The organism is Leptolyngbya sp. UWPOB_LEPTO1 (genome assembly GCF_017302695.1).
Classification (GTDB): domain Bacteria; phylum Cyanobacteriota; class Cyanobacteriia; order Leptolyngbyales; family Leptolyngbyaceae; genus Leptolyngbya; species Leptolyngbya boryana.
Genome location: NZ_JAFLCJ010000011.1, coordinates 37283 through 64054 on the forward strand (window position 1 = coordinate 37283; position 26772 = coordinate 64054).

The 26772-nt window shown below is 47.4% G+C and carries 26 protein-coding genes and 1 tRNA gene; 6 read left to right on the plus strand and 21 right to left on the minus strand.

From position 1 onward, the window contains the following. Window positions 1–26: 26 nt before the first annotated feature. Complete coding sequence (locus J0L70_RS17100) at window positions 27–437, minus strand: hypothetical protein (protein WP_017287072.1); 411 nt, start codon at window positions 435–437, stop codon at window positions 27–29. 405 nt (window positions 438–842) lie between these two features. Between J0L70_RS17100 and J0L70_RS17105 the strand changes: the two genes are divergently transcribed. Next, the gene (locus J0L70_RS17105) at window positions 843–1277 is read left to right on the plus strand and encodes a pentapeptide repeat-containing protein (protein WP_017287071.1); all 435 of its coding nucleotides are present in this window, start codon (window positions 843–845) and stop codon (window positions 1275–1277) included. Window positions 1278–1391: 114 nt separating this feature from the next. Here J0L70_RS17105 and J0L70_RS17110 read toward each other — a convergent pair whose 3' ends face one another. The 9 genes from J0L70_RS17110 to J0L70_RS17150 form a co-directional block, all read right to left on the minus strand. Further along, the gene (locus tag J0L70_RS17110) at window positions 1392–2351 is read right to left on the minus strand and encodes a glycosyltransferase family 9 protein (protein WP_017287070.1); all 960 of its coding nucleotides are present in this window, start codon (window positions 2349–2351) and stop codon (window positions 1392–1394) included. Between the two features lie 199 nt (window positions 2352–2550). After that, on the minus strand, window positions 2551–3807 hold the full coding sequence (gene metK, locus J0L70_RS17115; protein WP_017287069.1) for a methionine adenosyltransferase: 1257 nt from the start codon (window positions 3805–3807) through the stop codon (window positions 2551–2553). Between the two features lie 494 nt (window positions 3808–4301). Further along, window positions 4302–4709 carry a hypothetical protein gene (locus J0L70_RS17120; protein WP_287455350.1) on the minus strand — a complete coding sequence of 136 codons (408 nt, stop codon included), beginning with the start codon at window positions 4707–4709 and terminating at the stop codon, window positions 4302–4304. A 158-nt stretch (window positions 4710–4867) separates the two neighbouring features. Continuing rightward, complete coding sequence (locus J0L70_RS17125) at window positions 4868–6175, minus strand: hypothetical protein (protein WP_287455351.1); 1308 nt, start codon at window positions 6173–6175, stop codon at window positions 4868–4870. 522 nt (window positions 6176–6697) lie between these two features. Beyond that, complete coding sequence (locus J0L70_RS17130; protein WP_287455352.1) at window positions 6698–7423, minus strand: PP2C family protein-serine/threonine phosphatase; 726 nt, start codon at window positions 7421–7423, stop codon at window positions 6698–6700. 96 nt (window positions 7424–7519) lie between these two features. After that, entirely contained in the window at window positions 7520–9367 is a 1848-nt protein-coding gene (locus J0L70_RS17135) for an ABC1 kinase family protein (protein WP_017287067.1), read from the minus strand. A gap of 34 nt (window positions 9368–9401) precedes the next feature. After that, a complete protein-coding gene (locus J0L70_RS17140; protein WP_017287066.1) occupies window positions 9402–9734 on the minus strand; it encodes a DUF6825 family protein in 333 nt (110 codons plus the stop codon). Window positions 9735–9804: 70 nt separating this feature from the next. Next, complete coding sequence (locus J0L70_RS17145) at window positions 9805–11421, minus strand: serine/threonine protein kinase (RefSeq protein WP_287455353.1); 1617 nt, start codon at window positions 11419–11421, stop codon at window positions 9805–9807. Window positions 11422–11845: 424 nt separating this feature from the next. Next, a complete protein-coding gene (locus J0L70_RS17150) occupies window positions 11846–12664 on the minus strand; it encodes an acyl-CoA desaturase (protein ID WP_017287062.1) in 819 nt (272 codons plus the stop codon). 143 nt (window positions 12665–12807) lie between these two features. Between J0L70_RS17150 and J0L70_RS17155 the strand changes: the two genes are divergently transcribed. Further along, a complete protein-coding gene (locus tag J0L70_RS17155; RefSeq protein ID WP_287455354.1) occupies window positions 12808–14055 on the plus strand; it encodes a methionine gamma-lyase family protein in 1248 nt (415 codons plus the stop codon). 49 nt (window positions 14056–14104) lie between these two features. Here the strand turns inward: J0L70_RS17155 and J0L70_RS17160 are convergent, their stop codons facing one another. The 5 genes from J0L70_RS17160 to J0L70_RS17180 form a co-directional block, all read right to left on the minus strand. Beyond that, a complete protein-coding gene (locus J0L70_RS17160; protein ID WP_287455355.1) occupies window positions 14105–15019 on the minus strand; it encodes a DMT family transporter in 915 nt (304 codons plus the stop codon). Between the two features lie 207 nt (window positions 15020–15226). Further along, a complete protein-coding gene (locus J0L70_RS17165) occupies window positions 15227–16108 on the minus strand; it encodes an alpha/beta fold hydrolase (protein ID WP_287455356.1) in 882 nt (293 codons plus the stop codon). Window positions 16109–16264: 156 nt separating this feature from the next. Then, window positions 16265–16615, minus strand: a complete 351-nt coding sequence (locus J0L70_RS17170; RefSeq protein ID WP_026148496.1) for a DUF1815 family protein — start codon at window positions 16613–16615, stop codon at window positions 16265–16267. 407 nt (window positions 16616–17022) lie between these two features. Beyond that, window positions 17023–17499, minus strand: coding sequence for a Dps family protein (locus J0L70_RS17175; RefSeq protein WP_017287056.1), 477 nt, complete (start codon window positions 17497–17499; stop codon window positions 17023–17025). Between the two features lie 51 nt (window positions 17500–17550). Continuing rightward, on the minus strand, window positions 17551–17811 hold the full coding sequence (locus J0L70_RS17180; RefSeq protein ID WP_017287055.1) for a sulfiredoxin: 261 nt from the start codon (window positions 17809–17811) through the stop codon (window positions 17551–17553). A 240-nt stretch (window positions 17812–18051) separates the two neighbouring features. Here J0L70_RS17180 and J0L70_RS17185 point away from each other — a divergent pair, with 240 nt between their 5' ends. Continuing rightward, entirely contained in the window at window positions 18052–19671 is a 1620-nt protein-coding gene (locus J0L70_RS17185) for a SpoIID/LytB domain-containing protein (protein ID WP_287455357.1), read from the plus strand. Between the two features lie 126 nt (window positions 19672–19797). Here the strand turns inward: J0L70_RS17185 and J0L70_RS17190 are convergent, their stop codons facing one another. From J0L70_RS17190 to J0L70_RS17205, 4 genes are all read right to left on the minus strand, one after another. Further along, window positions 19798–20097 (minus strand): ferredoxin, encoded by a 300-nt coding sequence (locus tag J0L70_RS17190; RefSeq protein WP_017287053.1) that lies wholly within the window; start codon window positions 20095–20097, stop codon window positions 19798–19800. Window positions 20098–20339: 242 nt separating this feature from the next. After that, the gene (pip, locus tag J0L70_RS17195) at window positions 20340–21305 is read right to left on the minus strand and encodes a prolyl aminopeptidase (RefSeq protein ID WP_268241924.1); all 966 of its coding nucleotides are present in this window, start codon (window positions 21303–21305) and stop codon (window positions 20340–20342) included. A gap of 145 nt (window positions 21306–21450) precedes the next feature. Further along, window positions 21451–22263 carry a carbon-nitrogen hydrolase family protein gene (locus tag J0L70_RS17200; protein WP_190647358.1) on the minus strand — a complete coding sequence of 271 codons (813 nt, stop codon included), beginning with the start codon at window positions 22261–22263 and terminating at the stop codon, window positions 21451–21453. Window positions 22264–22404: 141 nt separating this feature from the next. Further along, window positions 22405–22584, minus strand: a complete 180-nt coding sequence (locus J0L70_RS17205) for a hypothetical protein (RefSeq protein ID WP_026148494.1) — start codon at window positions 22582–22584, stop codon at window positions 22405–22407. A 196-nt stretch (window positions 22585–22780) separates the two neighbouring features. Here J0L70_RS17205 and J0L70_RS17210 point away from each other — a divergent pair, with 196 nt between their 5' ends. Further along, window positions 22781–23233 carry a hypothetical protein gene (locus J0L70_RS17210; RefSeq protein ID WP_017287049.1) on the plus strand — a complete coding sequence of 151 codons (453 nt, stop codon included), beginning with the start codon at window positions 22781–22783 and terminating at the stop codon, window positions 23231–23233. Between the two features lie 92 nt (window positions 23234–23325). Here the strand turns inward: J0L70_RS17210 and J0L70_RS17215 are convergent, their stop codons facing one another. Further along, on the minus strand, window positions 23326–24273 hold the full coding sequence (locus tag J0L70_RS17215) for a DUF1517 domain-containing protein (protein WP_017287048.1): 948 nt from the start codon (window positions 24271–24273) through the stop codon (window positions 23326–23328). Window positions 24274–24462: 189 nt separating this feature from the next. Next, a tRNA-Arg gene (locus J0L70_RS17220) sits at window positions 24463–24535 on the minus strand. Between the two features lie 276 nt (window positions 24536–24811). Between J0L70_RS17220 and J0L70_RS17225 the strand changes: the two genes are divergently transcribed. Together J0L70_RS17225 and J0L70_RS17230 are read left to right on the plus strand one after the other, a co-directional pair. After that, entirely contained in the window at window positions 24812–25483 is a 672-nt protein-coding gene (locus J0L70_RS17225; RefSeq protein WP_017287047.1) for an Npun_F0813 family protein, read from the plus strand. Between the two features lie 36 nt (window positions 25484–25519). Then, on the plus strand, window positions 25520–26614 hold the full coding sequence (locus J0L70_RS17230; protein WP_268241922.1) for a hypothetical protein: 1095 nt from the start codon (window positions 25520–25522) through the stop codon (window positions 26612–26614). The last annotated feature ends 158 nt before the right edge of the window (window positions 26615–26772 follow it).

Here is a 26772-nt window from a genome sequence, read left to right on the forward strand (position 1 = left end):
CAATCTATCAGGAAAAGCGCCCTATTCTACTTTTTAATGTCCTTCGCCATCTTGAGGAACATGTCCATGTCTGATCCAGCCGTGCGCCGAGAAGTACTCTCAGCGGTCTTGCTCTCGGCAGGACTGCTTTCAACGATCGGAGCCGCATTCGTTTCAGGCTTGCCATTGACGATGCGATCCATTGCCGAAAGCTCTTGAATAAACTCTTTCTCTTCTGGGCTGTCCACAGTTTTTGGGAAAGTCCGTCTGATTTTCTTCGAGGTCTTCATGTATTCCAAGTTGCCAAACGTTTGCGCTTCATTGGAATCTAAAAAGAAAGCACCGCCTTCTTTCTCAGGACGAACAGCCTTCTCTCGCTTCGGGCGCTCTACAGGTGCGGATGCTTCAGCTTCATTCGATGTTGGTTTTGAAAAGAACCCACGGATAAACCCGGTCATGAGATGTCTTCGCCTCTAACTTTTACATTACTTAAAGTTGATTTTACCAAACTTAATATCTGTTTAGTGTTACAAGCATGGCAATTCTCAATCCATCCACTTGCCTTCGAGAAAAACAAGTGAACTAAATTGTCCGAATTGTGAGGATAAGTTGAGAAATTCCCCGAAGGACAGGAAAATTTGGCAGAATTAAGGCAGATAGAGCTTCTTAGGCAGTTCAAGAACTTCAATCCAGCCAGTGCAAATTCGCTGCATTGCACTTTAGGCGAACTTCAATGAGACAAGATTCCTATCGATCGAGGGAGACGTTCTGGAATCCGATTTCATAGTCTTGAAGTTATTGATATAACTCTGCACGAACTCAATTTATAAAACTGCTCTTACGGATTTTGGGAGGATATGGCTATGTTTGCAAAAGTTGGCATCGCTTTAGCTTGTGCGACTGCTCTGTCGATCGCGGCTCCAATCCGAGCAGAAAATCCACAACATGTCCAACGACTGATTCAAACGGGTGCATGTTCCGGGTGTGATCTGACAGGTGCAGATTTAAAAGAACTGCATGCCTTAGGCGCTGATCTCCGAGATGCAGACCTCACAGGCGCAAATCTCACAGGTGCAAATCTCGAAGGCGCAGATCTCACAGGTGCGATTCTCAAAGATACAAATCTGAGCGGGATTAACCTGACGAATGCATCGCTCGATCGTGCAAATTTAACCAATGCCAACTTGTCAAGCGCGCGTCTCTACAATGCAGAAACATTCGGCGCAATCCTGACAGGCATCAACATTCAGAACGCTGAAGTCTACGGCAGTGGCATTGCAGCAGGCGGCGAATACTAATCAGTTCACCAGAATGCCCTAATCAGAACTGAGGATATTTGAGCCAAATCTTCTCAATTCGCTGCGATTCGGCTCAGTTCAACGCTCCAGATGCTGCTAACCGAGCGAACGACCTTATCCTCCCCAAACGCGATCGAGAACCATCTGCGGGGCAATGTCTGCCATCTTTCCAGTCGGCGACTTGATGCCCAAAACGCGATCGCTCTTTGGCAAAATCTTCGCAGGTTCCGTTTCGCCGAGTAATGCCAAGGTAAACGTCTGAGCCGCGATCGCCGCATACATAGGTGCGCCATCAGTAGTAAGAACTAGACTGGCTCCAGCGGTCATGGCGACCAGTTGCCCCATATTTTCAGGTGCAGAAGTTTTGGTTCCAGGACACAGTTTGATCAATTCAGCGACCAGTGCTGCATTCTCTTCATCTGCGATGAGAACAAGCGGGAGCTCCGGCTGCTTTTGCTTGAAATCTGCAATGATTTTTTGCCAATTCTCGATCGGATAAGACTTCAAACGTCCCTTCTTCTGTGTATCCGCACCTGAATACATCAGAACATAACCGCCATCTTGCAGTCCTAGCCGCTTGCGCTCTGCATCTGCCCATTCCAAGTCTTTCGTTGGCACACTGACTGCAAGTTCGCCTAACGGTTTATCAATCTTTAATCCCTTCAAAATGTCGTGATAGACTGCGGCTTCATATTGCTCCGGTCTAAACTCGACTGCCTGAGTCAGAAATCTCTCTGTGGCTGAACTTCTACTAAATCCAATTCGGGTTGGAATGCCGCTGAGCCATAAGAGAAATCCAGTGCCCCAACCTGGGCTAAGAGAAAGCGCGATATCGTATTCGCGATCGCGCAACACCCCGAGCAAATTTCCCCAATCTGCCAAACTATTGCTGCCACTAAAATCGAACAAAATTGTGTCGCTGACTGATTTAGAGACGCGATACGCTGCCTTTGCCCTTGGCTCCACGACCACATCGATTTGGGCATCAGGATAAGTCGCCTTCAAATCATCCAGCGTTGGAAAAAATAGGATTTGATCGCCAATGCCGCCAGGCACTAGGGCAAGAATTCTCATAAGACAGTTATTGTAAGGCTGCATTCCGCCCTTAATTCTACGGGAAGAAATCGTTCAAAGAAAGAACGAAATTCAGCTTAATTGTATTTCTGAGCGAAATCGATTGAATGTGTCTCAGGAAACAGGAACTCAATCATAAAAAAGCCTCTAGAAGAACGAGAGTCTCACTAGAGGCTAAAGGGGATGAGAAGGCTAAATCTTAGCCAACTGCGGTCATCGATAATGCAGCTTCTTTCAAGACAGCCGCTTTATCGGTTTGCTCCCAAGGAAGCTCTAAGTCAGGACGACCAAAGTGACCATAAGCTGCGACATCTTGATAGAAACGACCATCGCGATCGCCCGGTGCAGTCCGTAATCCAAAGGTCTGAATGATTCCGGCAGGACGCAACTCAAAATGAGTCTTCACCAATTCCAGCAAGACTTCTTCGCTGACTTTGCCTGTGCCAAAGGTTTCGATCATGATGCTCACCGGACGAGCAACCCCGATCGCATAACTCAATTGCACTTCACATTTCTCAGCCAAGCCTGCTGCCACAATGTTTTTCGCGGCATAGCGGGCAGCATATGCTGCACTCCGGTCAACCTTTGTGGGGTCTTTTCCAGAGAAAGCACCGCCACCGTGACGAGAATAGCCACCGTAAGTATCGACAATGATCTTCCGTCCGGTTAAACCAGAGTCGCCTTGAGGACCACCAATGACAAATTTGCCAGTCGGGTTGACCAAGAAGCGAGTTTCACTATCAGGTTTGATGTCGATATCTGCAAAACAAGGCTCAACTACCAATGCCCAAAGATCGGTTTTGATGCGCTCTTGGATTGCAGCTTCGTCGGTAACGCCATCGATCTCTGCAGTGTGCTGTGTCGAAACGAGGATCGTGTCAATTCCAACCGGGCGATCGTCTTCGTAAGCGATCGTCACTTGCGTCTTACCATCTGGACGCAGATAAGGGAGTTGACCTGTCTTGCGAACCGCTGCGAGCTTCCGGGAAATCCGGTGCGCTAAGCTAATCGGCAAGGGCATCAGTTCGGGAGTTTCGTTGCAGGCAAACCCGAACATAATCCCTTGATCACCAGCCCCGATCGCATCGAGTGCTTCTTGGCTGAGTTCTTCACGGCTTTCTTGAGCGGTATCAACGCCTTGAGCAATGTCAGGAGACTGCTCGTCGAGGGCAATCATCACCGCACAGCTATTTGCACTAAAACCGTTTTCTGCGCCAGTGTAACCAATCTCAGCGATTTTCTTGCGGGCAAGGTCAATGTAGTTGACGTTCGCTTTGGTGGTAATTTCACCAGTGATCAATACAAGTCCAGTATTTACAACTACTTCAGCGGCAACTCGGCTACTTGGATCTTGGCTGAGAATTGCATCTAAAATCGTGTCAGAAATCTGGTCACAAATCTTGTCGGGATGTCCTTCAGTTACGGACTCGGAAGTGAAAAAATAACGACGGGTCAAGGGTGGTTTCCTCTCTCGCTTAAGGGTCTAGTACTTTAGAAGTCAGTACAGTTGCGGAAATTACACCACTTAGTTCTCAAACAACAGCCGAAGCAATTACTTGGAAGAGCCAAGTGGATCGGAACCGTTCTAATCTACGTGCAAGCATCCTAGCAATATCACGTAAAAAGGTCTATCTTCAAACTACATCTTCATGTAGTCTTTGAAATCCTGCACGATTGTTACTCATATTATGGTCTATTTCTGTTTTTCCGGATCCGTAGAGCGATCCCCAGACTTAGTGCTCAATATTTCTTGAATATAGAATTAAGGGTCATAAGCAGCCAGGTGGGAAAGATCTAGTTTGAACGGATATTTTTCGTCTCGGAAAAAGAGGTAGCATAATCGTGTTTCTTCGACAAGTTCACAGCTTTTCTGCCGCTTTCAGCTTCTTTTTTACGCAAATCTGACGCGATGTGCGACTAATTTTTGCCAAGAAAGTCTTGCAGACAAAGCTAGAAGTACAACATTTCTAGCGCCTGTGGGACAGTATGGATAATGCGATGTTCTACATAATCATATGAGCGCTTCACGTCAAAGATGTGTTCGCCCCAATCTTGATGGCTGAGCGTCCAATCCAGACTGCTCACTTCTCTTCCCGGTCCGCGATGGTCTTTGGCAATCATAGAACGATGATGCGCCATCAAGCCTGAACTGTTCCATCCCGCTTCAAATACCGCCGCGTGCATCGCTCGCCGCCCTGCAACCTCCCGCGCTGCCCACTGTGCGGCTATGCCTTGCGAAGTTTTGTGCTCGCTCAGCAGCAATCCTGTGATGCCTCGACTCACTTGCTCGAATCCAGCGGCTCGACAGAACAAGTATCGAGACTTGGCAAATTGCAATCGTGAATGGGATAGCGACAAAAGGCAGGATGACTCGGCTACAGCTAACGTCCTTATTTATTACGCGACGTTCCTTTTTCCTTTCCAGTAACTTGCCAAGTCGTGTACGATACGGGTTTCGATATAGACCGTTTCGCTTATACCATATAATGACTGGAGAAGTTTTATCTGGAGACTGTCTATAGTTCAGAAAAATCTATATCACTATCCAGAATGTGCTCGATCCTAGATAACTTGTTTTCCAAGTCTTCAATCTTTTCTTTCTCGATTTGAATTTGATGCTCCAATTTAAACTGATTGTTAGTGCTTGTCTCGATGGCTAACTCTTGGCTCAGTTTTGCTAGCTTTGTGGTTCTGGTAATGTACTCTTTCTGAAAGGTGCTCAATTGAAGTTGCAATCTCTGTCTTTTCAATTCTGTTAGTCGTTTGTTGCCAGACTCCTCCAAACGCTGAGGTGCTTGTATCTTGCGAGAAAGTCTAATTTCCGTCTCCAATATTCCTGCTTCTTCAGAGAAACACATTAATTCAGACCAACTTTGGTATCCACGTGCGTCAACACGTAACCAAATTGTATTTTCCGGACATTGAACAGAAAAAAAGAAATTCCCACCAGCATTACTACTCTGTATTGTTGGTCTGCCCTCAGTTTCTAAAGTAAGTTTCGCCCCTTGAATTGTTGTATTTGTGACATCATCCAAGACAAGACCACGTAATCTTCTGTAGGGCAATGCTGGCGTAGCTTTTCCTGCAGATTTTTTCCATTTTCTAACAATTAAGAATGCACTCACTACTATTCCAAGAGGGATTACAATAATACCAGCATTGATAGGGCGATCTTCAGATGCCATAGCTGGAGCATCGTTGTGATTAGGTGGAATAACCGGAGTACCTTTTTCAAACCGCTCAATGTTGTCTCTAGCTTTTGCCAGGGCTGATTCTGGTTTATCCAACTCGGCTAAAACTTTGTTATCAATAACATTCAAGAATTGATCAGCGTCGGTTTTTCTAAATGCAATGCCATAAAATTCCTTGCTCAGGTGAGGTAGATATTTTTCTCCGTCTGGAGCTGGATACTCCTGAGAAGGAAAAATCACAAACTCGCGACCTTCTTTTTTATATTGCTTATAGGGGTCTCTACGCTTTTGATAATAAGGCTCTCCAACTACTCCTTCTTCATTCACTCCATCCTGAAAAAGAGTTTCTATAATAACCGCGTCACTGGCATACGCTTGTATTTCCTTTTCCGTCCCGTCGTCTGCTAATAACTTTCCCTTGTCCAAAATATCTAGAGCATATTCTCTTGCATTAACACTATCGGTTTTATTAACAGGAGAAACCTTTTGATAATGAGTATCGCTTACATTACTAAATTTCAGAAAAGTTGAGGTATCCTGTGCAACAACAATGGGAAGATTCTTCAGTTTGAACCAATACTCATCTTGGGTAGACCTCACTAAATCTTGAGCAATGTCTTTCCTTAAAAGCAATTTCGTGCCTGTATTATAGAAATCCTTTGAAGAGAATAAGATTTTATCTGAAAACTTTGAAGATGGATTGCTATCTCACCAAGGTTGAAGTTGAAGCGCATCCCTAGAATTCGGTCCACACTCAATAGCAATATTCTCGCGGTATAACCCTTCAAATCTGCGAATGTACTGATGTAAGATATCGCGGCGCTCAACTGCCCAGCCTGTCTTGCTACTAAGTGTATTTGTGAAAACCTCACAAAATTCCATGACTGGTTTAGCAGCTGTTCGAAAGCCTACTAAAATTTTAGGTGGATTATTATGTGTCTCAACTTGTGAAACAGCTTTAGCAATACTGACTGCAGAGATGATACAAACTACGGTAAAAATAATAACAAAAACGCTTTTACTTACTCTGTTGCACAAGACAAGCATAGGGGGGCTAACAGTTTAACAAGTCTAAGTAGTCAACATTATCTCTGATTTTTCAGGAAATGTAAGTGATTGAATGAAAATAATGCTACTCCTCCCGCCTTTCTGTAATTATGGAATTGCAACAATCACGACTGTGATATTGTCTCGTCCACCCCGATCTTTTGCAGCATTAATCAACGCGGTGGCTGCTTTTTCACAGGCTCGGATGGTCTTTAAATGGGTTGCGATGAGCTGGTCTGATAATTCTTCCGTCAGTCCATCACTACAAAGCAGTAAGCGATCGCCGGATTGCACCGAAAGCGATTGAATTTCTACAAATTCCAAGTCTGGGCGACCTAAGCATTGCGCTAAAACATGTCGCATCGGATGAACCCTCGCTTGATCAGGCGTGAGTTCGCCGAGCCGCATCGCTCGTGCAACCCAGGTGTGATCTTCAGTAATTTGATCGAGCTTGGCTCCGCGCAGCCTATAAAGGCGCGAATCTCCAATGTGAGTACAGAGCGGTTCTTCATCTCGGAAAATGACAACAACAGCGGTCGTGCCCATATCCGATCGCTCTGGATGCAACCGCTGATCTTTGAGGATGGCTTGATTCGCTTCTAAAACGGCTTGACGGAGAAGAGTTGCAGAATCGAGGTCAGTCTCCCACTGCTGAGCAAGAAATGCTTGCATCGTCTCGATCGCGATTCGACTGGCTTCTTGCCCACCTGCATGCCCACCCATGCCATCCGCCACGATGAAGAATCGCTCTTCTGGATCGACATAGTAAGCATCTTGGTTAACTGATCGGATTAATCCCGTATCAGTCATCCCGGCAGTGAAAAAGCGTTTCATGAGTTCTCAAGCGCGAGGGTAGAAGACAGTTAAAGCGGCAGTCAATCTGCTGCTCTCATTCAATTATTCACATCTCGCCCTAAATCACACCAAAATTTAAGGCATTCGATCAAATCGATCGAGTTTCATCATTAATCGAATCAGGGCAATGCCGCTAACTACAGCTGCAACCGCAACAATTCCGGCAATCCAATAGAGATGATTGACCAATAAAATTGTGGCAGATACGGTGAAAGCGCTAGCGAGCAAGGTATAGTTTGTGCCCATATTCACACCGCTGATCCGCCGTAAGATGCGATCGGTTTCGGTCGATCGCACCCGGACTCGGATATCACCGCGCTCTAATTTATCGAGAGTATCTTCGATGCGACGAGGTAGCCCAAAAGCAGTCGTGCCAACTTGTGCGGCTTGACGGCTCAACTCGTTTAAGAGTCCACCATCGGGAGAATTTCCATTGGTCATAAGCTGCATTGCAAACGGTTTTGCAACCTCCATAAAGTTAAAGTCTGGATCTAAACCTTTTCCGACCCCTTCTAAGGTTGAGAACGCTCGCATGACAAAGGTAAACGTTGCGGGGAATCGGAAGGGTTGATCGTAAGCGATCTCATACAAGTCGTCGCTAATGGCTCCCACGGATTGTTCTTCAAACGGTTTGTCCATGAAATGATCGAGCATGAACTGCACCGATCTCCGAATGGGTCCCATATCGTCTGCTGGAGAAAGCGCGCCCAGTTCGATGAGAGATTTGACCACGCGATCGCCATCTTTTTGAGCGATTCCAAAGAATGTATCGAGCAATTTCTCGCGCGTGACAGGCTTAATTTGCCCCATCATGCCAAAATCATAGAAAATCAGCCCCCCGTCTGGATTGACTGCAATATTTCCAGGATGAGGATCCGCGTGAAAAAAGCCGTCATTCAGCAATTGGTGGAGATACGCTTTAGCTCCTAATTGCGCCAGTTCTTTGCGATCGAGTCCCGCAGCTTCAAGCGCGTCATAATGGCTGATCTTAATGCCTGGCATATATTCCAGGGTTAGAACTCGCGGAGAGGCATATCGCCAGTAGACTCTAGGGACATGCACCCAATCCTCTCCTCGAAAATTCCGACGAAATGAGTCTGCGTTGCGTCCTTCGTTGAGATAATCGACTTCTTCCCACAGGATCTTGCAGCACTCTTCGTAAATTCCTAACCAATCGCGCCCTTTTCCCCATTCTGGATGGTTTTGAAAATAACGTGTAATTCCTTTGAGAATTTGCAAATCAATTTCAAACAGCTTCCGCAAGCCTGGACGCTGCACTTTGACGACCACTTCTTCACCTGAATGAAGCTGCGCGCGGTGAACTTGTCCCAGACTTGCAGCAGCGAGGGGAATGGGGTCAAAACTCCGATACAGTTCTTCGATCGATTTGCCCAAATCCTGCTGAATAATCGTGGCAACCTGCTCGTAACTAAAAGCAGGCACACGATCCTGAAGTTTAGAAAGCTCCTCGACAAATTCGGCGGCAAACAAGTCTGCACGCGTTGAGAATAACTGCCCAATTTTGATAAACGTTGGACCTAAATCGAGCAGCGTTTCTCGAATCCAGATCGCCAAAGCTTGCCGCCGCGCCGCTTTCTTGGCATCACTAACCCCGCCTCGGTAGCTCCAAGACTTGGTGTAGAGCCATCTTGCTCCCATCAGTTTCAGCACAAATGCCCAGATGTCGATAAAGCGCCGTTGTCGCGAATATTTTTCGCGATTCCAACGGTAGGCTTTGCCGGAATACGAGACTTCTGGGGGTTTGCGACGACGGGGAAGCGACTCAGGAATGCGGTGATCGGCAGAAGACAAGGCTTTTAGCTCAGTAACGTCAGACAGATTAGGGCGATCGCGCTGCTCGGATTGCTCAGGCGTGACTGGCTCTACCGAAGGCGAACTGGAGTCATTTGAAGAAACAGACACGCAATTTCTCAACTAAAACGAAATCTTTAAAGAATTATTGACTAGAACGAGTCCGATACCGCTGAAGTTCAGACCGCAATTCGGCGATTTCTGCTCGCAGATCATCGATCGTTGCTTGCAGATCTCCACCTGTTTGTAAATCCGTGGGAACGATGGTGGTGGTTGTGCTGGCTTGAGTCGCGATCGCTTCTTCGCGCTGTGCCCGTTCCACTACTTCATCGACAAATTGCCGCAGGTTTTCCCGCTGCTCGGCATCAAATTTACCGAGTTCGCTCAAGGCTTCGGTCACGCCTGTTTCGAGACGTTCGTAGACAACTTCCGCGATCGCTCGACCGACAAAGAAAGCATGAACTAATGGAGTACTCATAAACCCTTTACTTTACTAGCGCGCTGCCTGAATTATAGCGTGCGACGTTGAGAGAGCAAGGCGCAACCGATTATTCTCCACGATCAGATCGAGGAAGTGGGGGAGCCGGTTCGATATCACGAGTGCTAGGTTTGACCGGGGCAGGTTCGATAGGTGCAGGAGGCGTAACTGGCGGGGTAACAGGTTCGACAGGCAGGGAATCGCTCGGTTCTGGAGCGGTTTCTACGGGTTCTGGAGCAGGTTTGACAGGCGCAGGTTGAATCGGCGCCGGGGAGATCGGGTTGCTCTGCGATCGCGGATAGCGAGGCTGGATGGGTGAAGGATATTCTGGTTCTTTTCGCAGGTTGGGGGATGGGCTAGCGGAACGTTGATCAACTTCAGGATCAATATAGTTTTGAGAAGGGCTAGAAGATTTGGCGCTTCCTGCTGTCTCGGTGAAGATATCAGCGCGGTCGTTGGGGGTTAATGTGCCTTTCCAGTCTTTTTCTGCAAAGGGTTGAACTGGATTCAGAATGCTGCTTCCCGGAGCTTTAGCGGCACTGAGCCGGAGGGTGACTCCAAACCCTAAGCCGATTGCGCCTGCCGTGACGATCGCGAACATTAAGAATTTTGGCAAGCGATTTGGAGCCACAATTGCTGCCTTTACCGGAACGGCAAGCTTTGCTGCACCTGCTCTAGAATTCGCCGCTGAAGAATTCACGGTTGGAGAGTTCACGGTTGAAGAGTTCACTATTGCAGGATGAGTGGGAGGTTCAGGGAGTGAAACTTTGACCGGAGCAGGAGGAACGGTTACATTTGCGGCAGGAATGGGTGGGAGAGCATGACCGCTGGACAGGCTGCCATTTTTGCCATTGGATGATTTGGAGGGGACGGATAGAGGTTGTGCTTGCAACGTGTTTACTGACATTAAAGGCAGCGTTGTATTGGGGAGGAGCCGCAGCCATTCGTCAACGGTCTGGACTTGCCATTGGGGATCATGCGTTAGTCCCCGGAAGATGGCTTGTTTAGTCGCAGGACTCCACGAGTACTGTTCGAGGGAAAGCGTACCGTTTGTAAACTGTCCTGAGAGGAGATAGTAGAGGGTTGACGCGAGTGAGTACAGATCGATCGCGAATGGATTGTCTCGGCTCCAGTTGCGTTCAGGTGGGGCGAATGGATTGTCTGGCAGTAGGTCTGGAATGGCAACATCGTGAGCCAGTCCGAATCCGACTAAAATACCGAGATTTGTGCCTTGCCGACGCACGATCGCTTCGGGGCGAATATTGCGGTGAACTAATCCGACATGATGCGCAACGCTCAACGCTGAAGCGATTTGCCGCATGTAATGAATGGCTTCAGCTTCCGTTAGGGGTGGCGCGCTGGTCGTGGAAACGCGATCGTGTAAGGTCTGACCCGGAATATAATCCATGACCAGAAACGGCAGGTGATCTTCTTCGAAGAAGTCAAGAATGCGGACTAAGCTCGGATGCTGACAGCGAGCGAGAAGACGAGTTTCTTCGATGAAGCGTGCTTTGAGGTGCGGGAAGCTTTGAGTGACTTGCAGGCTGGGATCGAGGGTTTTGATAACAACGGGTTGTTGCAGCAGAGTTTGAGTCGCGATATAGGTTGCGCCTAAACTTTCACGCCCTAAAAATTGATTTAGCTGATATTTCCCATTCTGAAGGGTTGCACCCATCTGCAATTTCATCCTGACGGCTCCTGCACGCAATCCAAATCATGCTAACCCCTTCGAGGACAATTCCCAACATTCCGGACAGGTCTTTGCGATAGAAAAAATTAAGGCAGCTTTTTTTGTCGTCAGATGGATTCCAATAGAAAAAGAAATCACAATCTGCGATTTCTCCTTCACAAGCGATGATTCAATAACCGCCACTCCCTCCAAAAAATTCATCGCTCTGTTCCAAAGTCAAAGTGAGCACGATCGCTGATCCGAATCGAAAATTCGTGAATGGAATGATTTATCCCGAAGGGCAAAGCGACATCAAAAAATCCCGAACGATCGCACTTAACGATGCATCCGGGATTTTCTAATCAATATCGAGTGAGTTTGCACTCCTCGCCAGCGATTGATGGAGTTCCCTTGAGCCAGGAACGGCAGCTAGAAGACTTTTCTAAGCCTTGTCTTCTGCTAACTTCACCTTAGTTGCAAGACCGAGCACTTCCAGCAAGCGAATTGTCATCCAGGTGATATCAATCTCCCACCATTTCAGACCATGCCGTGCCGAATACTGAAACGCATGATGATTGTTGTGCCAGCCTTCGCCGTACACCAAAAGTGCAACCCACCAGCAATTGGTTGACTGATCGCCCGAATCATACGTCCGATAACCAAACTTGTGCGTTGCGCTATTCACAAGCCAAGTGCAGTGATAAACCAGCACCAAGCGCACGAAAATGCCCCAAGTTACAAAAGACCAACCTCCGATCGCGTAAAGCAACACGCCCAACGCAACCTGCAACAGCGCAAAATAATTCTCTAAAAACTGATAGAACTTATCATCTGCAATGTCTTTCGTGAATTTAGGAACTTCATTTTCGGCTGGAACGTCGCGCAACATCCATTCCATATGACTCCACCAGAAGCCTTTGGTCGAATCATGATGATCGTTGGGTTGATCAGAATAAAGATGATGATGACGATGTAACCCAATCCACCAGATCGGTCCCCCTTGCATCGCAAGGGAGCCAAAGAATACCAGCGTATACTCCAACCATTTAGGAACCTGGAAACTGCGGTGGCTCATCAAGCGATGCCATCCCAGCGTAATTCCGAGTCCTCCGGTCAGCCAATGCAAGAAAACGGCTAATCCAACTGCACTCCAGCTAAAGTTTCCTGGCAAAAACGCACACAAAGCGCCGATATGAATCGCCACCATGAAACCTGTGGTGAGATAGTCTATTTTCAGTTTTTCGGAAGTTGCAATAGTCATGAAAGAGTCTCTAAACGGAACTATGATGCTCAATTTGCGCGACAATGTAAGACCCGGTTTGCCAAAACCCGGATCAGTTCGGGAAAGCGCAATCTCTAACTGTAACTTTTAATCAATTGTAACTTTTAATCAATGAGGCGGACATGAACGGCTCGATCCTGCTAAAAGAAGCGGAACAAGCACTAACTAGAATTTTTTCTGGTATTGACTCTCAGGTCAAGAAAAATTTACAAAGAGTGCTGACCGCCTATCGTGATCATCGGGTGGGCGTTCACCATTTTGCAAGTGTTTCAGGATACGGTCATGATGATTTGGGTCGAGAAGTCCTCGATCGCGTCTTTGCCCAAATCGTCCAAGCCGAAGCGGCGATCGTTCGAGTCCAATTTGTTTCAGGCACTCATGCGATCTCCGCTGCGCTCTACGGAGTGCTTCGTCCCGGCGATGAAATGCTCTGTGTCGCAGGCGCGCCCTATGACACCTTAGAGGAAGTTATCGGTTTGAGAGGCGAAAATCAAGGCTCACTCAAGGATTTAGGCGTTTCCTATCGACAGTTAGAACTGACTCCGGATGGGTTAATCGATTGGCACGCGCTGCAACATGCAATTCGACCCGAGACGAAATTAGTGTCGATTCAGCGATCGTGTGGGTATTCCTGGCGACCCAGTTTATCGATCGTCGAAATTGAGAAAATTATTGCGATCGTCAAAGAACAAAATCCCAATACGGTCTGCTTCGTCGATAACTGTTATGGCGAATTTGTCGCTGATCAAGAGCCGACCGCTGTTGGAGCCGACTTGATGGCAGGATCGTTGATCAAAAATATGGGCGGCACGATTGTCACAACCGGTGGGTATGTGGCAGGACGAGCCGATTTAGTCGAGATGGCAGCCTGTCGGTTAACGGCTCCAGGAATTGGTAGCTCAGGGGGAGCAACTTTAGAGCAAAATCGCCTGTTCTTCCAAGGATTATTTCTCGCGCCTCAGATGGTTGGGGAAGCGATGAAGGGAAATCACCTCACAGCATATGTGTTTGACAAATTAGGGTATCCCGTTAATCCGGCTCCAATGGCTCCTCGACGCGATGTGATTCAAGCAATCAAATTGGGTTCGCCTGAAAAGATCATTGCTTTCTGTCGTGCGATTCAAAAAAATTCTCCGATCGGGTCGTATCTCGATCCGGTTCCCTCTGGAATGCCTGGGTATGAGAGCGAACTTGTGATGGCTGGCGGAACGTTTATCGATGGCAGCACTTCGGAATTTTCTGCCGATGGCCCATTACGCGAACCGTATGTCGTGTTCTGCCAAGGTGGAACGCATTGGACGCATGTGGCGATCGCGCTAGAAGATGCGATCGCTGCCATACAAAAAACCCCCGACCGAAGTCAGGGGTAATTAATCAGGGTGCATCTACCAATTCCCTATACCGAAGGTTCCATGTAAATCAGGACACTTTTTCAGAATTCCCTAAAATTGCCACAGCTACACCGACTAATAAGACGATCGCGCCGAAAATCACCTGTATTCCAGGAAGTTCTCGGAAAAATGCGATCGCTAAAATCGTCGATCCCACTGGCTCTAGCAAAATTATCAACGTGACGATCGTGGGTGGCAAATGCCGCATTGCCCAGTTAAAGCTGGTATGTCCAATCAGTTGCGGAAAGATCGCCAGGAGTAGAATGCAGAGATACGTGGCGCCGGGATAGCCGAGATAAGATGCCCCAAATAAAAACGGCAAAGGAAACAGCGCGATCGCAGCGACGCTGTAAGCGATCGCAATATAGCTTTTCACGCTCAATCCTTGTCGTTGCGCTTCTGTTCCTAGCAATAAATAGAAACTTGCTGCCCAAGCTCCAACGATCGCCAGTCCATTTCCTAACAGGGGATTGGTTCCTCCTTGGCTTGTATTGTTGAACCCGATTAGAATTCCGCCAATCATTGCGATTGCAATGCCCCAGAATGTCGCTCGGCTCGGTTTATCTTTGAACCAAATCCAACTGACGATCGCGACCCAAATGGGATTGGTCGTGACTAATGTCGTTGAAGCGGTGATCGACGTAAACGACAAAGACGAAATCCAAGCTGCAAAATGCACCGCTAAGGCAATCCCTGCTCCAATTGCGAATTTCACAGCAGTTGGTGAACTCGGTTGAAACGATCGCCAGGTGGGAATCAGGGTGAAAGCCGCGATCGATAATCGAGATGCTGCTAAAACCAGGCTAAATCCAACCGTGGAAGTTCCAGCAGTGTTTGTTGCCAGTCGAATCAGAATTGCAGCGGTTGAGACGGAGAGAATCCCGATCGCTAAAACAATCGTCAGTTGAGTGTGCAGTCGTTTCGCTTCCTGACGGGTTCGCATTCTAAATCAGTTCCATGCCGGGCAGCCAACAGATTAAAAGGCAGCGTTGCTCAAGCCACGAAAAGGCTAGATTTTAATGAAAGACCTTTCCGAAATCTTTCCAAGCCGAATCGATCGCACGAGACTCGCTGCTTCCAAAATTATGAGGATTGGCGATCGCTGACGTGATCATATTTTAGGCACACTGGGCTTTCGTTAAATTAGCAGCTATGCCAAAGCGGGACTGCGCAGAAATTGCAGCAATTCTCGATTCACAGTCTGAGGAGCTTCCTGTTGAATCCAGTGCCCACAGTGTGGAATCAGCTTGAACTGAAATGGAGCCGAAATCCACTGCTCAATTCCATCCATCAATTTTGGACTGAGAATTGAATCCTCGTCACCCCACAGTACAAGAGTCGGTACAGAAATCGGATCCGGCGATCGCATCCAATCGATCCAATTCCCCGACAAAAATAATTGCCGATAAGAATTCACAGCTGCCGCCAGTGCTCCTGGTTTTTGCAACGCCGCTTGATATTGCTGAATCTGCTCCTGAGTAAACGCGCCTTTCCGCACCGCTTGCTCCTGGAACATATTGCGCACAAATTCTCTCAGATTTAACTGAATGAGCCATTCCGGCAGATTGGGAACCTGAAACGCCAACACATACCAACTCCGCCGCAACTGATCCAAATTGCTGAGCAAATCTTTGGCAAATCGCTGCGGATGGGGAGCGCTTAATAATGCCAATCGATCGATAAAATTCGGGAACTGCTGAGCCAATCGCCACGCGATCGCGCCACCCCAATCATGCCCAACAATGTGAGCACGCGCGTAGCCCAATCGCTCAATTAAACTCCGAACATCGGTACTCAATGTATCAAGATCGTATCCACTCTTTGGCTTTTCTGAATCGTTGTAGCCTCTAAGATCTGGAACAACCACCTTGAAATGCTTTGCTAAAGCTGGAATTTGGTAGCGCCACGAATACCAAAACTCAGGAAATCCATGCAGCAGAAGGACTAACTCTCCTTCTCCCTGCGTCACGTAGTGCAAGCGAATCGCATTCGCTTCAATGAATTGATGCTGCCAAGCTGAATCAGAAACCATAGTACCCTTACACAACAGCCACAAAGCGCTGTAAAACGATGCACGATGAGGAGCACCAGGTTTTGTGCAAGGATGCGCCTCACTTTCTGTTGAATTATCTCACTGAAAGCGCACCAACAGAAATGAGGGGATCACGACTAGGCAACCGATCCCAGTCTAAATTACGCTTTCTACCGCTGCGGTAGGACGATACTCAGAGGGCTTGATCTGATATTTCACCAGATTCGCTAATTCTTGAAGCTGGCTGATTGCCTCGGCTCCTTCAAGTTTCATCAATTCGCGATCGTCTCTCATTTCCGTCCAGGTAATGCCGTAATCGGACACCAAAAATCGAATCAGATGGTTGTTGCCGAGGCTCACCATAAACGATGCGCTATTCATTTGACCGCCACAGGTATAACAGGAGGCCAGATATCCCCGGTTCTCCAATACGGTTGCCAAAGCCTGGAGATTCATAACCAAGTCTTTGACGAATTGACGGTGCTGTTCTGCAAGTCTTAAGAACACAATTGTCCTCCAATCACCACATATGATTCTAAACCTTTTCTTAATCTTTCACCGCTAATTTTGCTGCTAATATCTCCACCTCACGGAGATCAGCATTCCAGACAATGTTAAATCCGATACTTATACTCAGTCTTTGCCATGTTAACTGACTGAATTGAACCCCAAAGTAGCGAACGCAACAAGTCTAAGAAACGATGCAATTCTTAATCTTTTTTACCAATTGCCTTGGGAGCAAGGTTGAAAGGTGTTGTGTCGCAAAATGTGGAGAAACCGAGCCTTCAGTGCTAATTAACTATGTGCACATTCTAATGACTGAATCAGGAAATGCATGACTCTCAATCGGTAGATTTTGTTTCTACCAAACTCAAGCCTTCAGAATCTCAGTCCTGAAGGCTTGGCAAACCTGATTAAGCTTCTAACAAACTCCGCAGCATCCAAGCGGTTTTTTCATGTACCTGCATTCTTTGTGTTAACAAATCCGCAGTCGGTTCATCATTCGCTTCATCGACTAAAGGAAAGAGCGATCGAGCGGTTCTCACGACGGCTTCTTGACCTTCGACCAACAATTTGATCATGTCATGAGCTTTGGGAACGCCAGGAGTTTCAGCGATCGAGCTTAGCTTAGCATATTCGCTGTAGGTTCCGGGAGCAGGATATCCCAGTGCCCGAATTCGCTCAGCAATCAAATCGACTGCTAACGCCAGTTCGGTATATTGCGTCTCAAACATCAAATGCAAGGTTTGGAACATTGGACCCGTGACGTTCCAATGAAAGTTATGAGTTTTCAAATACAACGTATAGGTATCCGCCAACAATCGCGATAGACCTTCTGCAATCTCTTGACGCTTGGTATCTTCAATCCCAATCGACACTTGACTTACCATAGTTTTCTCCTGATCTGTCTAACTTAAATTATCTCGCAGCAAACTTGATCTCTAGGCTAAATGTTGCTTAAGAACCGCTCTTGGCGCACGTCGGATGCGACACAAAATTGTTTCATGTCCGAGGCGGCTACAAGCTTCGTAGCGATGACAGCCTGAAAATCCGTAAAATTGTCCGTCTACTTCTAAAACATCGATCGGTTCTTGAAGTCCAATTTCAGCGATCGAGGTCATCAGATCTCTGACTTTCTCTTGGTCATTTTGTCGAAATAAAGGACGGCGAATCTGATGGATGGGGATTTCTTCAATTCTCATAAATGTCTGTCCTCACCTGACCTCTATATCATACTCATAATGACTACGACTTGCAATCTATTGTGTGAAGTTGCTCAAATCTGGACAAGTGTTTCAGCTCATGTAGCTTTTGCATGGATCTCCGGAGCAGAAGAACACGATGACGAAAATTGATGACACACAACTGATCTTGGGAAATCCCACTACAATCGATTACAGATTTTCACCTATGCCACCTCGCGAATCGGAGGCTTGACCCCCTTGGCTCTGACATTCATTTCTCTTAAACCCCTGACCCGGATCGCTCTTGGTTTAACTTGTTTGATTGGGTTTGCTACACCGGCTGCTGCACAACAGGACGTTGGAATCCAGGTTGGAATTGTGCAACGATTCGGCGATCGCGCCAAAGATACTCTGACGCTCAAAGCGAATCCGGGAGATCGCTTAACGGTTCGATTTGATACGAATGGCAAGCCTGAAACGTTAACGGCTCAGGAGTTGAAGCTGGAGATTGCAACACAGTCTCTGCCTGAACCTGTGACCGATGAGCGCGTTGTGTTTAGTACCCATCGCAGCTTTGAATCTGCTGAAGATCAGGCTCAGGAATGGCGAAAACAAGGAATTGAAGTTGAAATTGCTCAACCGGAACGTTGGCAAGTTTGGGCAAAACGAGAGGTCTATAATACGCCGTTACTCCGACGGTTGCTGCTGCAAAGCTTGCAAGCCAAAGGCATTCAAACCGCACGGATTGAAAGTCGAACTATGAAAGAAGTGCCTCGCCCAACTTGGGTGATCAATGGGTTTCGATATACCCGAGATGTCCTGGATATCTCATCGGGATCAAATGTGATTCAAGTCGATCGAGAAAAAGATGACAATCCTAACCGTCCCTACGGTGGCGCACTCAGAATTCAACCCAATGCCTATGGCAATTACACCTTAGTGAATTTTGTTGGGATTGAGACTTATCTGAGAGGGGTTGTTCCGCATGAAATTGGAACATGGGCACCGCAACCTGTTCTAGAAGCGCAAGCGGTCTTAGCGCGAACCTATGCTCTGAGAAATATACGGCGATTTGCGATCGACAATTATCAACTCTGTGCCACCACTCAATGCCAGGTTTACCGGGGCTTAGATGGGGCAGCAGCTTCAACCGATAAAGCGATCTCCGCAACGCGCGGGTTGGTGTTGACTTACCAAAATGAACTGGTGGATGCTGTGTACTCGTCAACGAGTGGCGGGGTCACTTCTGGCTTTAACGATATCTGGCACGGCTGGGATCGTCCCTATCTTAGAACAGTCGTAGATTCGGTCAAACCGATGTGGGATATACAAAATCGCACCCTTGCCGATGAGCGCAATTTCCGCGAGTTTCTCAAGCAGAAGAAGGGATTTAACGAAGATGGAACGGATATGTTCCGCTGGCGCTATGAAGTGCCAATGGCGCAACTGAATCAAGAGCTTCGAGAGTACCTCAATGCTATTCGTCATCCCCTGGCAAACTTCAAAACAATTCAGAACATCAAAGTTTTAGCGCGATCGAATGGAGGACGCATTCTCAAATCCGCTATCATCACTGATGCAGGCACGATCGAGCTTGAAAAAGATGATATTCAAACGGTATTTGAAGCGCCTGCGAGTACTCTATTTCATGTCGATGCTTGGATGGATAAAAACAGAGTCAAGGGCTTTATCTTTACCGGGGGTGGATTTGGACATGGAGTTGGGATGAGTCAAGTTGGGTCGTACAACTTGGGTCGATTGGGATGGTCGAGCGATCGCATTCTCAGCTTCTATTTCCCTGGAACCCAGTTACAGCCAATCAATAATTCGATCACGATCTGGCGTGATCATTCCACTGAGCAAACCTCTGCTCGTTAGATGCTGAGATCGTGCCAAAACAAAACAGAACTCTCATATCGAGAGTTCTGCTTAAAACACTAGAAATCACTAAGACGGGGAGAACGAACGTGAGAAGCGGAACGTGGCTCCCTGTTTTGCTGAGAACTAGTAGAGATCTTCTTCTTGATGAGTCAAGATCGTGCAGTCCGATGTGGGGTAAGCCACACAGGTCAACACATAACCTGCTTGAATTTGATCATCATCCAAGAACGACTGATCAGATTGGTCAACAGTTCCAGCAGTGATCTTACCTGCACAGGTTGAGCAAGCACCTGCACGGCAGGAGTAAGGCAAGTCAATGCCTTGCTCTTCAGCCGCATCTAAGATGTACTCATCATCAGGTACTTCGATCGTGGTGTTCAGCCCTTCAGTTTCGTTGATTAATGTGACCTTAAAACTAGGCATTCGGTGATCCTCTCTATTGTAGAAGCGGCAAATTTGCCAAAAATTCCGAGACTTAAGTTTTCCCAATCAATAGTTGAGTAACCAAGTTCGTTCCAATTCTGATACTACGGGAAAACTTGCGAGTTAAACCCGCTATTTGGCGCGATCGCTGAACGTGATTCCTAATAAATCACCATGATTGAATCTACTTATACTTATAGGACGATCAATCGGGCGCAATCGAGAGTTACAATCCTCTACCCCTATATTTTTCCATTGGTTTTCTGCGCTACAAATCTATCCGTAGCATCGATTAATGCACTCAGAATTCCAGCTTCCATCATGGAGTGTCCTGCATCGGGCACAACAATCAATTCCGACTCTGGCAAAGCTTTATGAAGTGCCCATGCCGAAGTCATAGGGCAAACGACATCATACCGCCCTTGCACAATCACTGTGGGAATGTGAGCAATGCGATCGCAGTTCTGCAAAAGCTGATCGTCGGTTTCAAAAAATCCTCGATTGATAAAGTAGTGACACTCAATCCGAGCGAATGCGTCGGCAAATTCATCGTCTGCAAATTTACTCTGCAAACTTGGATCAACAATTAATCGGCTGGTTGTGCCTTCCCAGACTGACCAGGCTTTCGCCGCAGTTGAGCGAATCTCTGCATCTTCGCTGGTCAACCGACGATAATAAGCCGAAATCATATCGTCTCGTTCTTCGGGCGGGATCGGCTCTAAATAGTGCTCCCAGGCATCAGGAAAAATCCAGCTTGCGCCGTCTTGATAGAACCAAAGAATCTCTTTACGGCGCAGCAGAAAGATCCCACGCAGAATCAATCCTAAGCAGCGATCAGGATGCGTCTGACTGTAAGCGAGTGAGAGAGTACTGCCCCAACTCCCGCCAAACACAAACCAGCGATCGATATTCAGATGCGATCGCAGTTTCTCGATATCGCTGACCAAATCCCAGGTTGTATTTTCTCTGAGTTCAGCATGAGGCGTACTTTTTCCGGCTCCTCGCTGATCAAACAGGATAATTCTCCACTTCGACGGATCAAAGTACTGGCGGTAGGTTGGAATTGTGCCGCCCCCAGGGCCGCCATGCAAAAACACAACTGGCTTTCCATTGGGGTTGCCGCTCTGCTCGTAGTAGATCGTATGCAGATCGGAAACAGGGAGCATTCCGGATTGATACGGTGCGATCGCGGGATAGAGTTGGCGCATGAGGGGTTCCTTGGTTAGGTGGGGTGGGGAGTGGGGAGTAGGGAGTGGGGAGTTGAAGCATTCCTTCTATCTCTTCTTCACAAACTTTTCACAAAGCTTGCATTACCCTACTCCCCACTCCCCACTCCCTACTTCTGCAAGCCAATCAACTAAACACCCGATGCTGCAACGAAGGCATCTGTCGTCTCACCTGCTCCAATCGACCGGGTGCAATTTCCGCGATCGCGACTCCAGTCATTTCTCCGGCATCTGCTAAGATCACGCCCCACGGGTCAATAATCATGGCGTGTCCATGCGATTGTCGCAGAGAATTATGTCGTCCGGTTTGGGCAGGGGCAATCACATAACAGGTATTCTCGATCGCTCTTGCTTGCAACAATACTTGCCAGTGGTCTTTTCCGGTATGCGCCGTAAAGGCTGCCGGAACAAACAGAACCTCTGCACCAAGCTGAGTCATTTGACGGTAAAGCTCGGGAAATCTCACGTCATAGCAAACAGACAAACCGATATTTCCGAGATCCTTGGAAGGATGAATCGGTGGGACTCTTGTTCCTGCAACGACAGTTGCCGATTCCCGATACGTATTACCATCGGGCAAATTCACGTCAAACAGGTGAACCTTTTCGTAACGGGCAAGTTCTTCTCCATTCGGAGCAACGAGCAACGCCGTATTGTAGACCTTCCCAGGCTCAACAGGGACAGGATAACCGCCACCTAGAATTGTCACTTGGAAACGTTGCGCCATTGTTTTGAGAAACTTTTCGCTTTCAACGGCGATCGCGTCTGCTTGCGCAATTTTTCCTTCTTCATCTCCGAGAAACGAAAAATTCTCAGGCAAGCCGATTAATTCTGCACCTCGTCGAACTGCAATCTCGATCAATTCTTCTGCTTGCGCCAAATTCTTTTGCAGATCGGGCAAGCTGTTCATTTGCACAGCAGCAGCTAAATAAGACTTCATGGGATCAACTCACGGGTTTTGCGCTCAAAATGGCTCTAAATCGTACCGGGCTTTTAAAACAGCTTTAAGTGGGCAATCTCAGGATTTGAAATTGCTCACTTAATACTTTAGACCGCGTTGATCCCGATCGCTGTAAGTTTTCTATGAATCTGATCGCTCTTGAGGATTATGGTGCAAAACAATTTGAACGATTGAAGAAATAATTCCAACGATCGCGCCGACCACCAAAAACATCATTAACATTGCCAACGCAGAGAATGGCGAAATCACGAACACTAACAGCAAGGTCATCAATAGTAGCGAAGTTAAAGCCCGACTCATTTCTTTCACCAACTCAAAAATTAATATCTTCACTCTAAAATTGAGCGCGGATTCTGCCCTCTAACAAAAGCTACATTTCAATTTATCTGCTCATCAGAAGCGTAAGATTCCTTCACAGTCAAGGGTTTGAGTTCAAGTTATGATCGGTTTCTTAAGTAAATGATTTCCCTTGTAACAAACCCGGACTGGATCTGTCATGAATGACTGGCAAAAGGACTTAACTGAGATGTTAGAAACGTTCGTCAATCAAGTGGAAGAATTCTTTTTAGATGTTGCTCAAAATGCCACTGAGGCGATGTCTGAATTTGTTGAATTCTCTGAAGAAGTTTCAGTTCAAATCAATACAACCTTTGTCGATGAAGTTGAGGAATATCTCACGCACTTAGTCAGTCCGGTTCTGGAAGCTTACTTCGGGATAGGAGGCGCGATCGATGAAGTGACTCAGCCAATTACTCGCACCGTTGAACCGATGCTGACGCAACACTCTGCTTGTGTCGGCTGCCGTCATTTTCACGGTCAGTATTATGGGGAAAGCTTTTTAGTCTGCGGAATGCACCCCTATGGCATGGGAGAAGGCGTTGAAACCTGTCCTGATAAAGAAGCGGTCGATTGGGGATTATTTCGCTTCGACGATCGTGAAGAATGGTAGCGGATGAATGCCCTCGTAGCGGATATCCACAACTTGAAGAAGAATCTGATCAATAAAAAGGCGGGAAGTTAGCCCGCCTTTTTTCGTTCACATTAAACCAGCTTTAGATTGGGATATTCTGCCAGAAGATCGTCTCGGGTGAGAACATCACCATCAGCTTGAGGTGTCCATAATACTTCCAGTGCCAACAATTGATCACTCGAAACACTTCCCAATTGACTCAGCGATCGTCGCAAATCCTCAGCGCTGTTAATTTCTGGAAGCTGCAACTTTCCTTGAGTTCCAACCAGCAGCGTCACGACGATATACTCTCCTGGAGCCTCTGCTAACGCTGAATCCTTGTCTGCCAAGGTGAGTGCACTTGATGAAGCCTGTTTCAACTGGTTATTCACATTCGAGAGCGTCTCAGCACTGAATTTACTTCGTTCCGACAACGCCAACCGATTAAATTCACCACTTGCTGCTTCTAATCGCGTTTGCTTCGCTTCTGTTGTGCCGTAGACCCAGTATTGGGGATTGCGAAGCAGTGCCAGTGAAGCTTCTTGCAAGACTTGCGCCAAGCCTTCCGAAGAACTGGTATCTGCTTTTTCACCAATGCGATCGAGATCTGCTTTGAGTTCCCGCGCTTCGGCTAACAGACCAACTTGCACTTTCGCAACGGAAATCGTCGGTGTGCTGCTATATCCTAATTCGTTATCGTCACCTGCCCGGCGGAAGCTATTGACGAGGAAGCTCGCGATCGAGATAAAAATCAACAGCGTAAACAATCCGCCAAATCCGCCACCGACTCCAAAGAAGGGGAAGTAAACAAACGGAAAGAATCCGCCGCCCCCACCCGGATAATAGCCCCCGCCTCCTGGAGGCGCATAGGTACGACCCGGTGAGGAATACCCACGAGACGGCATTCTGAACGATCCGCCGCCAATCCGTCCGCCGCTCGCCGCCATTGCATTATCTGCTTGACTAAAAACCAGCGTAAAGACGAGCGCGATCGCAAGCACAGGTCGGATCAACGTTTTAAATAGGTTTGAAAGTTTCATGAGTTTATCCTCATCTCTTACCCGGACAAGGATCTGTCTCAGTCCGGTTGGGTGGCACTCTGCTTTAACATTTCGTTACAGAGTTTTAAGCTAACAGATCTACTGTATCGCGTTCCCGATGGGTTGAGAATGTCCCAAGAGAAGGGTTTCAGGGGAGATAACCGTACTTAAACGCACGCTCTAGAAAAGCGGATCCTATTGGACTCGAACCAATGACCGACCGCTTAGAAGGCGGTTGCTCTATCCACTGAGCTAAGGATCCAAAAAAATCAAGTCATTTACCAATATAACGGCGGACGGCAATTTTAAGACAGCGAAACGACATCAAAATAAATTTTTAGCTTTGTACTGTTGACGATCGCAACAAGATTTTATCAAGCATATGTAAAGTCAAGGCACAAAACGGGGAATTCAAGAAAGTGAACCGATGCGATGCGGTTTGTCCCAAGTTCGAGCTTATCTTGAGTGTCGATCAACACAATCCCAGGCATAATGACGAACAACGTCAGTGCCCTACCCCCTAGCCCTGAGCCGCTTTATGTTCATTCTGAAACGGCAGGATGTTGAGATCAGCAGCATTCAGCACCCCAAACGCGATCAAAAAGTTCCTATCTTGTCCTACCAAGGGCAAACGTTTCGCCTGATCCAGGTCTTTAGTGCTGGACAGGAAGAAGATGCACGCGCCTTCTGGCGAGACTTAACTGACAACCAAGGAAAAGCCTGCGTTCTCCTTGAAGAACCAGAGCGATACAGTATCTGGGGCAAAGTCCGCCTCGATCAATTGGGCAATGAGCCAAGTGGTCACGACGCTGGGGGAGCGGTTTCAGCGATGTTTACTCAAGCCTGTTTGTTGATGCTCCAAGCGATGTACATCGATATTGAAGATCTCATGGGCACAAAGCAAGCGGCTTCGTTTGAAAAAGATGTCACTCATGTATTTCAGCAGTGGCGATTTCCGCAAACCGAGTCTCCTAGTGCAGTCAAGCAACTTTTGACTGTGAATCCCCTCAACAGTTTGCAGACTCCAACTTGGCAAGAGAATCTCCTCAACGTGTTGCTACAAGAACTGCACCGTCTTGGAAAAGCCTATTTCGGTAAATCATCTTTCTCCAATCGTATTCTAGATGCCCTGCAAGATCTCCCGCAAGGCGAACGCAGCCGATTTATGGAATGGCTGAGTCATTCCCCCACGGGCAAACTCTGGTCTTAACCCCCTTGCACACCGTCCCCTTGTTGAAAATTCCTTATGAGTAGTTCAGCTAGTAAATCTTCCTCGAAAACTCTCTCTGTTCAAGCGATCGTCTTTTCAGAGATTCTTTTAGCAGTCCTTGCCCTGCTGTTCTCCTTACTGTTTAGTGTGCCAGATCCAGGTCAAAGTCGCCCGGATTGGTATTCCTATGGCACTTCAATGTTTGAAGCTGTGGCATTTTTCACAGCGGCGATGTTGTGTTTTAGGAACTGGAACAGCCCTCAAATCGTGAGTGGTCGCCGCGTTTGGTTGGGGATTGGCTTAGGAATGCTGTTTTACGGCATTGGAACGATTCTATTTACCTTCTGGGAGACTTATTTGGGACGAGAGGCAGCGGTTTCTCCTGGAGATTTCTTTTTTGTTCCCACTTATATCTTTTTGTCGTGGGGCATGATTATGGCGTTTGCCGATCGCCGATTGAATTTGGATCTCTGGCAATGGGCAATTGTTGGATTAATTGCAGCAATCAGTATCGCTTTTGCAACTTGGCTGACTCTAGCAACGAATGCAAAATTGCCAACGCAGTCTTTCTTGGGTGAACCTGCAATTGCACAAACGGCTCCGGCACAAACGGCTCCGGCACAAATCGCTCCGGCACAAATCGCTCCTACAAAACCTGCTCCAAGAGCCACGATTGCTCCTGCTCCGAAGCCTTCTCCTGTGGTCAATGCGACTCCGGCTGCTCCGAAACCAACGGCTGCGCCCACTGAATCTAAGCAAGAACAACCCGCAGAAGAGTCTGCTCCAGCTTGGGTTGTCCTGATTGAAACCCAGCTCGAACCGCTCAAACCTTTTCTCGATTACTTCTACGTTTTAGCGGATGTGTTCATTCTGATCATTGCGACAACGTTGCTGCTTGCTTTCTGGGGTGGACGGTTCTCGCAGTCGTGGCGAATGATTGCAGCAGCGGCATTTTCGCTTTATATCGCAGATATGTGGTTTAAGTACGCAACCACTCAACTCGAAAACTATCAGAGTGGAGCGTTAGTCGAAATCTTCTGGACATTTAGCGGCGTGCTCTTTGGAATTGGCGCAGCGCTAGAGTTTGATCTGAGTCGATCGAGGCGGAGTAGCTCCCGGAGAAGAGCTTAGAGCAAAAAAAGGAGAAGCAACTTGCTTCTCCTTTTTTTTTGCCCTACCCTTCGGGGAATACAGATACATAGAATCTTTGTGAGCGAAGTCGCAACCCGATCAATGCCATTGGTTTCCCAATGCAAAATTCGGATTTGCCCGTCCTTCTCGATCGCTTC

Coding starts and splice junctions, on each gene's coding strand:
- J0L70_RS17100 (WP_017287072.1), bottom strand. CDS start 437: ATGACCGGGTTTATCCGTGGGTTCTTTTCAAAACCAACATCGAATGAA.
- J0L70_RS17105 (WP_017287071.1), top strand. CDS start 843: ATGTTTGCAAAAGTTGGCATCGCTTTAGCTTGTGCGACTGCTCTGTCG.
- J0L70_RS17110 (WP_017287070.1), bottom strand. CDS start 2,351: ATGAGAATTCTTGCCCTAGTGCCTGGCGGCATTGGCGATCAAATCCTA.
- J0L70_RS17130 (WP_287455352.1), bottom strand. CDS start 7,423: ATGAAACGCTTTTTCACTGCCGGGATGACTGATACGGGATTAATCCGA.
- J0L70_RS17140 (WP_017287066.1), bottom strand. CDS start 9,734: ATGAGTACTCCATTAGTTCATGCTTTCTTTGTCGGTCGAGCGATCGCG.
- J0L70_RS17145 (WP_287455353.1), bottom strand. CDS start 11,421: ATGAAATTGCAGATGGGTGCAACCCTTCAGAATGGGAAATATCAGCTA.
- J0L70_RS17150 (WP_017287062.1), bottom strand. CDS start 12,664: ATGACTATTGCAACTTCCGAAAAACTGAAAATAGACTATCTCACCACA.
- J0L70_RS17155 (WP_287455354.1), top strand. CDS start 12,808: ATGAACGGCTCGATCCTGCTAAAAGAAGCGGAACAAGCACTAACTAGA.
- J0L70_RS17160 (WP_287455355.1), bottom strand. CDS start 15,019: ATGCGAACCCGTCAGGAAGCGAAACGACTGCACACTCAACTGACGATT.
- J0L70_RS17165 (WP_287455356.1), bottom strand. CDS start 16,108: ATGGTTTCTGATTCAGCTTGGCAGCATCAATTCATTGAAGCGAATGCG.
- J0L70_RS17175 (WP_017287056.1), bottom strand. CDS start 17,499: ATGGTAAGTCAAGTGTCGATTGGGATTGAAGATACCAAGCGTCAAGAG.
- J0L70_RS17180 (WP_017287055.1), bottom strand. CDS start 17,811: ATGAGAATTGAAGAAATCCCCATCCATCAGATTCGCCGTCCTTTATTT.
- J0L70_RS17190 (WP_017287053.1), bottom strand. CDS start 20,097: ATGCCTAGTTTTAAGGTCACATTAATCAACGAAACTGAAGGGCTGAAC.
- pip (WP_268241924.1), bottom strand. CDS start 21,305: ATGCGCCAACTCTATCCCGCGATCGCACCGTATCAATCCGGAATGCTC.
- J0L70_RS17200 (WP_190647358.1), bottom strand. CDS start 22,263: ATGAAGTCTTATTTAGCTGCTGCTGTGCAAATGAACAGCTTGCCCGAT.
- J0L70_RS17205 (WP_026148494.1), bottom strand. CDS start 22,584: ATGAGTCGGGCTTTAACTTCGCTACTATTGATGACCTTGCTGTTAGTG.
- J0L70_RS17210 (WP_017287049.1), top strand. CDS start 22,781: ATGAATGACTGGCAAAAGGACTTAACTGAGATGTTAGAAACGTTCGTC.
- J0L70_RS17215 (WP_017287048.1), bottom strand. CDS start 24,273: ATGAAACTTTCAAACCTATTTAAAACGTTGATCCGACCTGTGCTTGCG.
- J0L70_RS17225 (WP_017287047.1), top strand. CDS start 24,812: ATGTTCATTCTGAAACGGCAGGATGTTGAGATCAGCAGCATTCAGCAC.
- J0L70_RS17230 (WP_268241922.1), top strand. CDS start 25,520: ATGAGTAGTTCAGCTAGTAAATCTTCCTCGAAAACTCTCTCTGTTCAA.